Consider the following 12,250-nt stretch of genomic DNA (forward strand, 5'->3'; position numbering starts at 1 on the left):
CATGGCGGCCGACCGGGACACCGACCTCGAAACCTACGATGTGGTGGTTGTGGGCGGTGGCCCGGCGGGGGCCACCGCGGCCACCGACCTGGCCCGCAGCGGGCGTCGCGTGCTGCTCCTCGACAAGCCCGGACGGATCAAGCCCTGTGGCGGCGCCATTCCGCCGCGCCTGATCCGCGATTTCGCCATCCCCGACCATCTCCTCGTTGCCCGCATCCGCTCGGCCCGGATGGTCTCGCCCCGGGACAAGCGCGTGGACATGCCGATCGGCGACGGCTTCGTCGGCATGGTCGACCGGGCCGACTTCGATCCCTGGCTGCGGGAGCGGGCCGCCGCAGCGGGCGCGGTGCTCCGGCCCGCCACCTTCCGGCACATCGAGCGCGACGCGGAGGGGGTCGCCGTGCACTATCTCCAGGACGGCTTTCCCCGCGCCGCCCGGGCGCGCCTCGTCATCGGTGCCGACGGGGCGAGTTCGGCGGTGGGCCGCGCCGAGATCCCCGGCCACGCCGCCATGCGGCAGGTCTTCGCCTATCACGAGATCGTCCGCCTGCCCGAGGGGGATGCGCACGACGTCGAGGCCACGCGCTGCGACGTCTATTACCAGGGCAAGCTCTCGCCGGACTTCTACGCCTGGGTGTTCCCGCACGGCGACACGGTGAGCATCGGCACCGGGAGTGCCCGCAAGGGCTTCTCCCTGCGGGGCGCCATCCGGGCCCTGCGCGCCTCCACCGGCCTCGAGGCGGGCGAGACCGTCCGCCGCGAGGGCGCCCCCCTGCCCCTGAAGCCCCTGCGCCGCTGGGACAACGGCCGCGACGTCCTCCTCACCGGGGACGCCGCCGGCATCGTCGCGCCGGCCTCCGGCGAGGGCATCTACTACGCCATGCTCGGCGGACGCCTCGCCGCCGAGGCGGGCCAAGCCTTCCTCGCCACGGGGCAGGCCCGGGCCCTCGCGGGCGCGCGCCGCAACTTCATGCGGCTGCACGGACGCGTCTTCCTGATCCTGCGGATCATGCAGGCGGTCTGGTATCGCAACGACGGCCTGCGCGAGCGCTTCGTGTCGATCTGCCGGGATCGCGACGTGCAGCAGCTGACCTGGGATTCCTACATGAACAAGGAGCTGGTCCGGGCCAAGCCCGCGGCCCATGCGCGAATCTTCTTCAAGGATCTCGCGCACCTGTTCCGCTGGGTCTCGCCGTGAATCCCGCCATGGCTCTCGACGGGGCGAGCGGCTGGGCGCCGGCCGGAATCGCCGCCGTCACGGCGATCCTGGTGGCGCTGGCGGGTGGCCTCCTGACCACGACCGGGCCCTGGTACCAGGCCCTCAGGCGCCCCGCGTGGAAGCCGCCGGACTGGGCCTTCGGCCCGGTCTGGACCACGATCTTCACGCTGACGGCGATCTCGGCGGTGCTCGCCTGGAACGCCGATGCGAGCCCGGCGGCCCGGGCGGCCCTGGTGGCCGCCTACGCCGTCAACGCCGTGCTGAACATCGCCTGGAGCGGCCTGTTCTTCCGCCTGCGCCGGCCGGACTGGGCCTTCGTCGAGGTGCTGTTCCTGTGGCTGTCGATCGCGGTGCTGATCATCGTCACAGGGCGCGTGCACGGGATGGCTGCCCTTCTCCTGCTGCCCTACCTCCTCTGGGTCGGGATCGCCGCCTGCCTGAACCGGGCGATCGTCCGCCTCAACGGTCCGTTTCGGAGCGCGTGAGCGATGGAGGCCTTTCTCGCCAGCGGTCAGCTCGTGGACGCCATCCTGCTCCTCGTGGCCATCGAGGCGTTGGGACTGATCCTGTGGAGCCGTCGGGCGCAGGGCGTCTGGCCGCTCGCGCTCCTGTGCAATCTGACCGCCGGCGCGGCCCTGATGCTGGCGCTGCGCGGCGCCCTGACCGGTGCCGGCTGGCCCGTGATCGCCGGATGCCTCGCCGGGGCCGGGCTGGCGCACCTCACCGAGATGGCGCTGCGCCTCGGCCTCCTCGCCCCGCCCGTCCGCCTTCGCGATCCCCACGACACGCCCATCTGACCACCCCCCCGACCCCACAGTTCCGGAGAGACGCCATGGACTACCGCCGCACCGCTCTCCGTCTCGGGACCGGCCTCGTCGTGGGATTGGCCGCCCCGGGCGTCTCGATCCATGGCGCCTCGGCCCAGGATGCCGAGCTGATCAAGCGCGGCGAGTACCTGGTGACCGCCGGAGACTGCGTCGCCTGCCACACGGCACCGGACGGGAAGCCCTTCGCCGGCAACTACGTGCTCAACACGCCGATCGGGAAGATCCGCACACCGAACCTGACCCCGGACCCGGAGACCGGCCTCGGCCGGTGGAGCGCGGACGACTTCTACCGCGCCTTCCACGAGGGCATCACCAAGGACGGCTCCTACCTCTACCCGGCCTTTCCCTTCGCCTGGTACACGAAGGTCACCCGCGCCGATTCCGATGCGATCTTCGCCTATCTGAAGTCGCTGCCGGCGGTGCATGAACCGCGCAAGCCCTCCGAGATTCCCTTCCCCTTCAACATCCGCACGGCGCTCATCACCTGGCGCACCGCCTTCTTCACGGCCGGCGAATTCCGGCCGGACCCGCAGGCGAGCGCCGAGGTCAACCGCGGCGGCTACCTCGTCGAGGGGCTCGGGCATTGCGGCATGTGTCACAACGCCAACAAGATCGTCGGCAACAGCGGCTTGGCCGGCAAGCTCGGCGGCGGCGTCATCGACGGCTGGTACGCCCCCAACATCACCCCCGACGACCATACCGGCATCGGTGGCTGGAGCGACGACCAGGTCGTGACCTACCTGAAGACCGGCGCCGCCCCGGGGAACCAGCCAGGCGTCGCGGCGGGCCCGATGCGCCAGACCATCCAGGAATCCCTGTCGAAGATGACCGATGCGGACCTGAAGGCGATGGTGGCCTACCTGCGCACGCAGAAGGCCAAGGAGAGCTACAAGGTCAAGGACATCCAGGCCTTCAACCAAGCCGACGCCCCCGGTGCGGCGACCTATCTCAGCTACTGCTCCTCCTGCCACAAGCCGGACGGGAAGGGCGTCGAGGGGGCGATCCCGGCGCTCGCCGGCAACACCTCGGTGCAGGCGCAAGGGCCCGAGACGGTGATCCGCGTCATCCTCGGCGGCCTCTCGGCCCAGAACGGCTACGCGCCGATGCCCGCCATCGGCGCGGGCATGACCGATCAGGAGGTGGCCGACGTCACCGACTACGTCCGCAATGCCTGGGGCAATGCCGCCCCGGTGATCAGCGAGCGCGGCGTCGTCGCCACGGCGCGCAAGGCGACCGAGACGATGCTGGCCGGCACCGCGCCCTGTGCGGAGATCGCCCAGCCGGAGATCGCCAAGGCGGTGGCCGAGTCGGGGGCCGCCCAGAGCCTCGCGGGCCTCGACCCCGAGAACTTCATCCCGATCCTCAACGCGCTTTTGCCGAAGATCAAGGCCGCCGTCCCGGACGCCAAGGGCGACGACATCGTCAACGGGCTGACGACGGCCTTCTGCAAGGCCGGACGGAACGACACGCGCTACGACAAGGCCGGATGGCACGCGGTGATCGGCAGCTTCGCCAGCGTGACCTATGCCCAGCTCAAGAATCCCGAGCTGAAGGCCTCGACCATGGGTTCGACGCCCACGCCCTGACGGGATCGCCTTGAACGGGGCCGGTCGCGAAGACGGTGGCCCCTGCGCCGCGGATCCTGCCGCGACGGGTCGCCCGGCACGGGCTCCGCTCCTGCGCCGGTGGTGCGCCTCCCTAGCTCGCCATGGTGACGACGAGCGGGCCGTTGCGGGTGGCGACGACCGTGTGCTCGTACTGGACCGTGGGCGCCTGCGGCCGGCTGTAGAGGGTCCAGGGATCGTCCCCGTCCTCGGCGAATTCGGCCCCGAGGGAGAGGAACGGTTCGACGGTGAAGACCAGGCCCTCCGTCGCGACCCGGCGCTCGGAGGCGTCGGGCCAGGTGGCGATCTCGGTGGGCTCCTCGTGGAGGGAGTGGCCGACCCCGTGGCTCGCCAGGTTGCGCACCAGCGTGTAGCCGTTCCGGCGCGCGAAGGCGCCCACCGCCTGGCCGATGGCGGCGATCGGCTTGCCGGTGCCGACCTGGCGCAGGCCGGTCCACATCGCCCGGCGGCCATCCTTGCACAGCCGCTCCACCGCGCGGGTCACGGGCGGCACGGGGAACGAGGCGCCGGTATCGGCGAAGTAGCCGTCCTTCGCCGCGGAGACGTCGATGTTGACGAGGTCGCCCGGAGCGATCCGGCGGTCCCCCGGGATGCCGTGGGCGACCTCTTCGTTGACGCTGATGCAGGTGGCCCCGGGAAAGCCGTAGGCCAATTCCGGCGCCGGCTGGGCGCCGGCCGCCTCCAGGAGCCGGCGTCCGATCCGGTCCAGCTCCGCCGTCGTCATCCCGGGCTCGATGGCCTTCCCCATCGCGTCCAGCGTCTGGGCAACGATGCGCCCGATCCGCCTCAGCGCCGCCAAGTCGTCGTCGCTCGATACCGTCATGTCGCTGTCCCTCGGGGCCGCCCGAATGGCCGGCCGCGCGCATCGCCGCTCGTCGCGGCATTCCCATAGCGGATCGTCGGCCCCGGGACGACCGGGGGTTCGGCATGGCGGCCATCAGCCTTCATCGGGCGATGCCCCGGCTTGCGGATCGCGCCGGATCGCGTCACCAGCACCGCGATGGCTCAGACGCTTCCCGCCACCGCCGTATCGGACCTGCCGATCGAGGACGCCCTCCCGGCCCTGCGCGACGCCCTCGCCGGAGGGCCGGCCGCGGTGCTGGTGGCACCGCCCGGCGCGGGCAAGACCACCCGGGTGCCGCTGGCCCTCCTCGACGCGCCCTGGCTGCGGCCCTCCCACAAGATCATCCTGCTGGAGCCGCGCCGCCTCGCCGCCCGCGGGGCCGCCGAGCGCATGGCCGCTACGCTGGGCGAGCGCGTCGGCGACACGGTCGGCCTGCGGGTCCGGCTCGGCTCGAAGATCTCCGGCCGTACCCGGATCGAGGTCGTCACCGAGGGCGTCTTCACCCGCATGATCCTCGACGACCCGGAACTCACGGGCATCGGCGCCGTCCTGTTCGACGAGTTCCACGAGCGCTCCCTCGACGCGGATCTCGGCCTCGCCCTGGCCCTCGATACGCAAGGAGCGCTGCGCGAGGACCTGCGGATCCTCGTCATGTCGGCGACCCTCGACGGCGCACGGGTCGCCGGCCTACTCGGGACGGCGCCGGTGATCGTATCGGAGGGGCGCGCCCACCCGGTCGAGACGCGGTACTGGGATCGCGACCCGAACCGTCGGATCGAGGAGGTCATGGCCGAGGCCATCCTGCGGGCCCTGCGTGCCGATCCGGGTTCGGTCCTGGCCTTCCTGCCGGGCCAGGGCGAGATCCGCCGGGTCGGGACCTTGCTGGGCGACAAGGTCGACGCCGTCACCGAGATCGCGCCGCTCTACGGGGCGCTGACGCCCGCCGAGCAGGACCGCGCCGTGGCGCCCGCGCCGCCGGGCCGGCGCAAGGTGGTGCTCGCGACCAGCATCGCCGAGACCTCGCTGACCATCCAGGGCGTGCGCATCGTCGTCGATTCCGGACTGTCGCGCGTCCCCGTCTACCAGCCCGGCCTGGGGCTGACCCGCCTCGTCACCGCGCGCGCCTCCCGGGCCTCCGTGGACCAGCGCCGGGGTCGCGCCGGCCGCACCGAGCCCGGCATCTGCCACCGCCTCTGGGCGGAGGCCGCCACCAACGCCCTCGAGCCCTTCACCCGCCCGGAGATCCTCGCCGCCGACCTCTCGGGCCTGGTGCTCGACTGCGCCGCCTGGGGCGTTTCCGATCCCGCGACCCTCGCCTTCCTCGACCCGCCGCCCGCGCCCGCCCTGACCGAGGCGCGGGCGATGCTGCGCGACCTCGGGGCGATCGAGGCCGACGGGCGTCTCACCGAGACCGGCCGGGCCCTGCGTGCCCTGCCCCTGCCGCCGCGCCTCGCCCGCATGGTCGTCGGCGCGGCCGGATACGGCACGGCCCGCGCGGCGGCGGATCTCGCGGCCGTGCTGGTCGAGCGCGGCCTCGGCGGGGACGACACCGACGTGACCCATCGGGCCGAGCGCTTCGCCCGCGACCGCGGCCAGCGGGCCGGCGACATGCGCCGCCTCGCCCAGGGCTGGGCCCGGCAGGCGGAGGGCTTCGCCGGCAAACTGATCAGCGCACCGGCCGGCCTCGACATGAGCGAGGCCGGACCGCTCCTCGCCCTGGCCTATCCCGACCGCGTCGCCCGCGCCCGCGGCCGTGACGGCGAGTTCGTGATGGCCAATGGCCGGGCCGGGCGCGTGGATGCGGCCTTCGCCCTGGCCCGCGCGCCCTTCCTCGTCGTCGCCGAGCTCACCGGCAGCGCCGCCCAGGGGCGCATCCTGTCGGCGGCCCCGATCACCCTGGAGGCGATCGAGGCGTTGTTCGGACCGGCGATCGAGGCGGCGACGCAGATCGCCTTCGATCGGAGCGCCCGCGCCCTGCGGGCCCGCTCCCTGCGGCGCCTCGGAGCGCTCACCCTGGGGGAGCGCACCCTGCCCGTCCCGGCCGACCTCGCCTCGGCGGAGACCCTGGCGCGGGGCGTCGGCGAGATCGGTCTCCAGGCCCTGCCGTGGACGCCCGCGCTGACGCAGTGGCGCGCCCGCCTGCAGTTCCTGCGCACGGCCGATCCCGAGACTTGGCCCGACCTGTCCGACGCCCACCTCGTGTCCACGATCGAGGCCTGGCTGGCGCCCGAGATCGTCGGGCGCACCAGCCTCGATGCGATCGGTGCCGACGACCTGGCGCTCGCCCTCCAGGCGCTCCTGCCCTGGTCCCTGCGCGCCCGGCTCGACGCGGAAGCCCCGACCCACGTCGAGGTACCCACCGGCTCGCGCATCGCGCTCGACTACGAGGCCGAGGGCGGGCCGGTGCTCGCCGTCCGGGTGCAGGAGCTGTTCGGGCTCGAACGCCATCCGAGCATCGCCGGGGGACGCATCCCCCTGGTGCTGCACCTGCTCTCGCCGGCCTCGCGGCCGATCCAGATCACCCGCGACCTGCCGGGTTTCTGGCGCGGGTCGTGGAGCGCCGTGCGCTCGGAGATGCGCGGGCGCTATCCCCGCCATCCCTGGCCCGAGGACCCGATTGCCGAGCCGCCGACCCGGCGGGTGAAGCCGAGGGGCACGTGAGCGAACGCCTCCACTCCCCCCTCGCCCTCTACGATCCGCGCGGGCGGCTCGCGGTCTCCGCCTACCGGCACCTGCTGATCCGCGCGCTGCTCCTCGGCTCCGGGCTGCTCTGCCTCGGCATCTGGCTCGCGAGCCTCGGCCTGCGCTGGGTCGGTTTCCTCGCGGTCGCCGGGATCCTGCCAGTGATGGGGGCGACGGCGATCCAGACGGTCCGGCGCCTGCACGACCGGAACCGCAGCGGCGGCTGGCTCGGCCTGTATGTCCTGGCGGAAACCGTCGGCGTCCTGCCCCTGGAGCGGGCCGTCGACACCCATCCCCTCCCCGTCATCGCCCTCGTGGCGGCGATGCTCGGCGTCTTCGTCTGGTTCTTCGTCGAGACGGTGTTCCGGGCGGGGAGCCCCGGGACCAATCGGTACGGTCCGGTCCCCGCAGCGCCTTGAGCGGGTCAGGCCGCGCGCCGGGCGGCCAGGACGATGCGGGCGGCGCTCCGGCTCGGGGGCTCGTCGTCGGGCAGGCGCATCAGGCTGTCGATGCGGGCGAGCGCATCGACCTGCGCCTCCCGCGCCGGCTCACCCGCGAGGAGCGGCGCCACCGCCTCGGCGAGGCGCGGGGCCGTGCAGTCGGCCTGGATGAATTCCGGCATGGCATTCCGCCCGAGGATCAGGTTCGGCAGCACGATCGTGGGCACCTGGATCAGGCGGCGGGCCACCGCCTCCTCGATCCGCGAGACCTTGTAGGCGACCACCATCGGCACGCCGGCCAAGGCCAGCTCCAGGGTGACGGTGCCCGAGGCCGCCAGCGCCGCCCGGGCCCGGCGGAAGGTGGCGTGCTTGGCCGCCTCGCCGTGCACGAGGGTGACCGGGCTGTCCCAGGACAGCGCGAGGCGCTCGATCAGGGACCTGTGCCGGGTCACCGCCGGCAGCACCGCCTCGATCGGGCCGAAGCGCGCCGTGAGCCGCACCAGGGTGGCGCCGAAGACCGGCATCAGTCGCTCGATCTCCGAGCGCCGCGAGCCCGGCAGGATCGCCAGGACCGGTCGCCCCGCCATCCGGGCCTCGGCCTCGAGGGGGTCCGGCCGCAGCTCCCCGAGCCGCTCGATCAGCGGGTGGCCGACATAAGTGCAGGCGGGGCCGTGAAGGCGCCGGTGCGCCTCCGGCTCGAACGGCAGGAGGGCCAGGACGTGGTCGATGAAGGGGCGCATCTTTGCCGCCCGCCACGGACGCCAGGCCCAGACGCTCGGAGAGACGTAGTCGACGATGGGCAGGTCCGGCATCCGCTTGCGTACGCGCGAAGCGACCGCGTGGGTGAAGCCGGGGCTGTCGATGATGACGAGGACGTCCGGCCGGGCCTCGACGACGTCGCGCACGGTCTGGCGGATGCGGCGCAGCAGGGTGCGCAGGCGGGCGGCCACCGGCAGGTAGCCCATCACCGCCACGTCATCGATGGGAAACAGCGAGGCGAAGCCTTCCGCCGCCATGGCCTCGCCGCCGACGCCGCCGAAGCGGATCGGCCGGTCGGACAGCTCGCGCAGGCCGCGCATCAGCTTGGCCCCGAGCTGATCCCCGGAATCCTCGCCGGCCACCAACCAGATCGTCCGCTCGCTGTGCGGTGCGTTCATGATCCCGATCCCGTTCCAGCCTCCGGGCCGCCCGCGTCGGCGCCGAGGCCGAGGAGAAAGAGGCCCGCCCGGTCCGCGGCCGCGATCGTGGCCGGACGGTCGATGATCAGGGTGAAGGCCGCCTGGATGGCGAGGCCGGCGCAGCCCGCCGCCGCCGCGTTCGCCACCGTGCGGGGGCCGATCGCCGGCAGGTCGACGCGCAGGTCCTGACCGATCTTGGCGCATTTCACCAGCACGGTGCCGGGCTGCGCGCTGCCGTAGCCGAAGGGGCGGCGTCCGAGCATCCGGGCACGGGCCAGCATCCGGTCGGTCCCCTCCGGACCCTCGACGGCCAGCGCCCGCTGCCCGACGACGACGGAGGCCTGGCCGACATCGAAATCCGACAGGGCCGCCAGTAGGGCGCGGCCGGTGACGATGGACTCCCGCGCCGCGGCATCGGGCGCGTGCCGGCCGAGCAGGCCCTCGGGCGTGAGAAGATCCGGGGCGACCTCGTGGACGCCGACCACCCCGTGGCCGTGCTCTTCCAGGAGCGCCAGGGCGCCGCGCAGGAGGCGGTCGTCGCCCCCGCCGGAGATGGCCTTGAGGGCGTCGCGGTTGCGCAGGGCCGCGGCGGCGTTGAGGATCGCGGCCGGGTTCGGCCGGGACACGCCGCCGGCCGGCACCACGGTGACCGGCCCCCAGGCCTTGAGCATAGCCAGGATGCCGGCGATGTCGAGGAGGTCGACGGTGGCGTCCGCACGGGCGCGCATCGCCCGCTCGGCGAAGCCCCGGATGGCCAGGACGCGGAACGGCCGTCCGGCCCGGTCGAGGGAGGAGGCCACGAGTTCCGGCAGGCGGCCGGCGCCCGCCACCAGGACCAGCGCCGCCGGTGCGGGAGCGATGCGCGCCGCCGGCACCGGGTTCGCGCTCAAGCGGCGCCCGGCGTCTCGCGCGGGGTGCAGAGCGAACGCTTGCCGCCGGCGCGGATGAAGGCGACGATCTCGGCCACGGCGCGGTGGGTCTCGAACTCGGCGGCGACGTCCTCGAGCCGCTCCATCAGCGTGCCCTCGTTGGCGAAGAGCAGCCGATAGGCCCGCCGCAGGGTGTGGATGTCCTCCCGGGCGAAGCCACGCCGCTGCAGGCCGATGATGTTGAGGCCCGACAGGTAGGCCCGGTTGCCCAGCGCCATCCCGTAGGGGATGCAGTCGTTCTCCAGTCCCGACAGGCCGCCGACGAAAGCATGGGCCCCGACGCGCGCGAACTGGATCACGGCGGCCCCGCCGCCGAGGATGGCGTAGTCGCCGACGCTGCAATGGCCGGCGAGCATGACGTTGTTCGAGAACACGACGCCGTCGCCGACCCGGCAATCGTGCCCGACATGCGAATTGGCGAGGAAGGTGCAGTGATCGCCGACCGTGGTCTCGAGCCCGCCCCCGGCCGTGCCGGGATTCATGGTCACGCCCTCGCGGATCAGGCAATCGGCGCCGATCGTGAGGGTCGAGGCCTCGCCCTTGAACTTCAGGTCCTGCGGCGGATGGCCGATGGAGGCGAAGGGATAGAGCCGGGTCCGGGGGCCGATCGTGGTCTGGCCGGCCACCACGACGTGGCTGACCAGCTCGCAGCCCGCCCCGAGGGTCACGGCCGGGCCAACATGGCAGAACGGACCGATCCGGACGCCCTCGCCCAGGGTCGCGCCGTCCTCGACCACCGCGCTCGGATGGATCTCCGCGGCGGCGCTCACTCCGTCACCAGCATCGCGCCGATCTCGGCCTCGGCGACGAGGACGCCGTCGACCCGCGCCTCGCCCCGGAACCACCACATGGTCCGCCGGTGGTTCGTCTTGGTCATGTGGTAGCGGACGGTGTCGCCGGGCACGACGGGCTTGCGGAACTTGCACTTGTCGATGGTCATGAAGAACACCTGCTTGGTGCGCAACTCGTCGCTCATGATGTGGCGGCAGCAGATGGCGCCCGCGGTCTGGGCCATGCCCTCGATCAGCAGGACGCCGGGAAACACCGGCAGGCCGGGGAAATGCCCGGTGAATTGCGGCTCGTTGATCGTGACGTTCTTGATCCCGACGCAGCTCCGGTCGCCGTCGATCTCGACGATCCGGTCGATCATCAGGAAGGGATAGCGGTGCGGCAGGAGTTCCAGAACCGTCTGGATGTCAGCCGAGCCGAGTTCACGCGGCATGTCGCTCATCGATTGCAATACCCTGCTGCGCGTCGGCGCCTCCGCCGCCCGCCTTTTTCCCGTGTGTCGCCAGACCTGGAGGATGCGCCTTCATTCGGCAGAAGCCCGGCGGATGCAAGCCCTCGGCGACGAATGCGGCGGCAACATGCCGTCTCCGCGCCCGGATGGACGCGGCCGCGCCTCAGGCCTTCGGCTCGTCTCCGCCGGTGGACCGCTCGGCCAGGCGCGCCAGCGTGGTCAATTCGCGGAACCAGGCCCTCACGGGCTTGGCCGGAGTCCCGCCCCATCGGCTGCCCGGGGGGACGTCGCGGTTCACGTTCGACGACCCGGCGATCTGGGAGCCCATGCCGATCCGCAGGTGGCCGACGACGCCGACCTGACCACCCAGGACGACGTAGTCCTCGAGGGTGGTGGAGCCGGAGATCCCGACTCCCGAAACGATCACGCAGTGGCGTCCGACGACGACGTTGTGGGCGATCTGCACGAGGTTATCGATCTTGGAGCCCTCACCGATGATGGTGTCGCGGCTGGCGCCACGATCGATCGTGGTGTTGGCGCCGATCTCGACATCGTCCTGAACGATGACCCGGCCGATCTGGGGCACCTTCAAGTGCCCGCCGGGGCCCATGGCGAAGCCGAAACCGTCCTGGCCGAGGCGGGCGCCCGGATGGATGATGACCCGGTTGCCCAGGAGGGCGTGGGTCAGGGTGGCCCCGGCCCCGATCGCGCAGTCGCGCCCGATCCGGACGCGGGGGCCGATGCTGGCATTCGGCCCGATGACGGTGCCGGAGCCGATCTCGGCACCGGGGCCGACGACGGCCCCCGGATCGACCCGCACGCCGGGTTCGAGGCGGGCCTCGGGATGGATGTGCGCGCCCGGGGCGACGCCGGTGGAGCCGAAGAGCGAGGCGGGCCGCATCGCCTCCGGATGAAGCCGGGCCAGCAGGCCGGCATAGATCCGGTAGGGATCCCGCAGGACGAGGGCCACGGTCTCGGCCGGGACGCGCGGGGCGAACCGGGGCGACACGAGGCAGAGCCCCGCCCGGGTCGCCGCGAGGGCGTCGCCGTAGCGGGCGTTGTCCATGTAGGCGACGTCGGTCGGCGTGGCGGATTCCAGCGGCGCGGCGCCGGTGATCACGCCGTCGGGGTTCGCCCCCTCGGGAAGCGAAACGCCAGCAGCCTCGGCGATGGCGCCGAGGCTGAGGGTGGTGGTCGCGGAGAAGAAGATCGGATCTGACATGCCGTCACAACGTGCTGCCTCCCCGAAAGGAGGCAGCGCTCCGG

At 72.8% G+C, this 12,250-nt stretch carries 12 protein-coding genes; 6 read left to right on the top strand and 6 right to left on the bottom strand.

Annotated elements, in window-relative coordinates:
* Position 1: 1 nt before the first annotated feature.
* From ASG51_RS22625 to ASG51_RS22640, 4 genes are read left to right on the top strand one after another with little or no spacing between them, the layout of a single operon-like run.
* Positions 2 to 1,198 carry a geranylgeranyl diphosphate reductase gene (locus tag ASG51_RS22625; RefSeq protein WP_056219070.1) on the top strand — a complete coding sequence of 399 codons (1,197 nt, stop codon included), beginning with the start codon at positions 2 to 4 and terminating at the stop codon, positions 1,196 to 1,198.
* 8 nt (positions 1,199 to 1,206) lie between these two features.
* Complete coding sequence (locus ASG51_RS22630; RefSeq protein WP_056219517.1) at positions 1,207 to 1,704, top strand: TspO/MBR family protein; 498 nt, start codon at positions 1,207 to 1,209, stop codon at positions 1,702 to 1,704.
* 3 nt (positions 1,705 to 1,707) lie between these two features.
* Positions 1,708 to 2,016, top strand: a complete 309-nt coding sequence (locus ASG51_RS22635) for a hypothetical protein (protein ID WP_056383178.1) — start codon at positions 1,708 to 1,710, stop codon at positions 2,014 to 2,016.
* Between the two features lie 35 nt (positions 2,017 to 2,051).
* Positions 2,052 to 3,632 carry a cytochrome c gene (locus tag ASG51_RS22640; protein ID WP_056383180.1) on the top strand — a complete coding sequence of 527 codons (1,581 nt, stop codon included), beginning with the start codon at positions 2,052 to 2,054 and terminating at the stop codon, positions 3,630 to 3,632.
* 112 nt (positions 3,633 to 3,744) lie between these two features.
* Here the strand turns inward: ASG51_RS22640 and map are convergent, their stop codons facing one another.
* Positions 3,745 to 4,494: a type I methionyl aminopeptidase gene (map, locus tag ASG51_RS22645; protein ID WP_056383182.1), complete on the bottom strand. Its 750-nt coding sequence runs from the start codon at positions 4,492 to 4,494 to the stop codon at positions 3,745 to 3,747.
* 177 nt (positions 4,495 to 4,671) lie between these two features.
* On the opposite strand from map, the gene hrpB reads away from it, so the two are divergent.
* Both hrpB and ASG51_RS22655 read left to right on the top strand, forming a co-directional pair.
* Positions 4,672 to 7,176, top strand: coding sequence for an ATP-dependent helicase HrpB (gene hrpB, locus ASG51_RS22650; RefSeq protein ID WP_056383286.1), 2,505 nt, complete (start codon positions 4,672 to 4,674; stop codon positions 7,174 to 7,176).
* A complete protein-coding gene (locus tag ASG51_RS22655) occupies positions 7,173 to 7,616 on the top strand; it encodes a DUF805 domain-containing protein (protein WP_056383184.1) in 444 nt (147 codons plus the stop codon). Before hrpB ends, ASG51_RS22655 begins: the two co-directional genes overlap by 4 nt.
* A gap of 5 nt (positions 7,617 to 7,621) precedes the next feature.
* Here ASG51_RS22655 and lpxB read toward each other — a convergent pair whose 3' ends face one another.
* The 5 genes from lpxB to lpxD all read right to left on the bottom strand — a co-directional run bounded on the left by lpxB (position 7,622) and on the right by lpxD (position 12,206).
* On the bottom strand, positions 7,622 to 8,794 hold the full coding sequence (gene lpxB / locus ASG51_RS22660; protein ID WP_056383186.1) for a lipid-A-disaccharide synthase: 1,173 nt from the start codon (positions 8,792 to 8,794) through the stop codon (positions 7,622 to 7,624).
* Complete coding sequence (gene lpxI, locus ASG51_RS22665; RefSeq protein WP_082514212.1) at positions 8,791 to 9,705, bottom strand: UDP-2,3-diacylglucosamine diphosphatase LpxI; 915 nt, start codon at positions 9,703 to 9,705, stop codon at positions 8,791 to 8,793. Before lpxI ends, lpxB begins: the two co-directional genes overlap by 4 nt.
* Positions 9,702 to 10,514: an acyl-ACP--UDP-N-acetylglucosamine O-acyltransferase gene (gene lpxA, locus ASG51_RS22670; RefSeq protein ID WP_056353316.1), complete on the bottom strand. Its 813-nt coding sequence runs from the start codon at positions 10,512 to 10,514 to the stop codon at positions 9,702 to 9,704. Before lpxA ends, lpxI begins: the two co-directional genes overlap by 4 nt.
* On the bottom strand, positions 10,511 to 10,975 hold the full coding sequence (gene fabZ / locus ASG51_RS22675) for a 3-hydroxyacyl-ACP dehydratase FabZ (RefSeq protein WP_056219047.1): 465 nt from the start codon (positions 10,973 to 10,975) through the stop codon (positions 10,511 to 10,513). Before fabZ ends, lpxA begins: the two co-directional genes overlap by 4 nt.
* 172 nt (positions 10,976 to 11,147) lie before the next feature.
* On the bottom strand, positions 11,148 to 12,206 hold the full coding sequence (gene lpxD, locus ASG51_RS22680; RefSeq protein WP_056383189.1) for a UDP-3-O-(3-hydroxymyristoyl)glucosamine N-acyltransferase: 1,059 nt from the start codon (positions 12,204 to 12,206) through the stop codon (positions 11,148 to 11,150).
* Positions 12,207 to 12,250: the final 44 nt, after the last annotated feature.

The organism is Methylobacterium sp. Leaf465 (assembly GCF_001424705.1).
Lineage (GTDB): Bacteria > Pseudomonadota > Alphaproteobacteria > Rhizobiales > Beijerinckiaceae > Methylobacterium.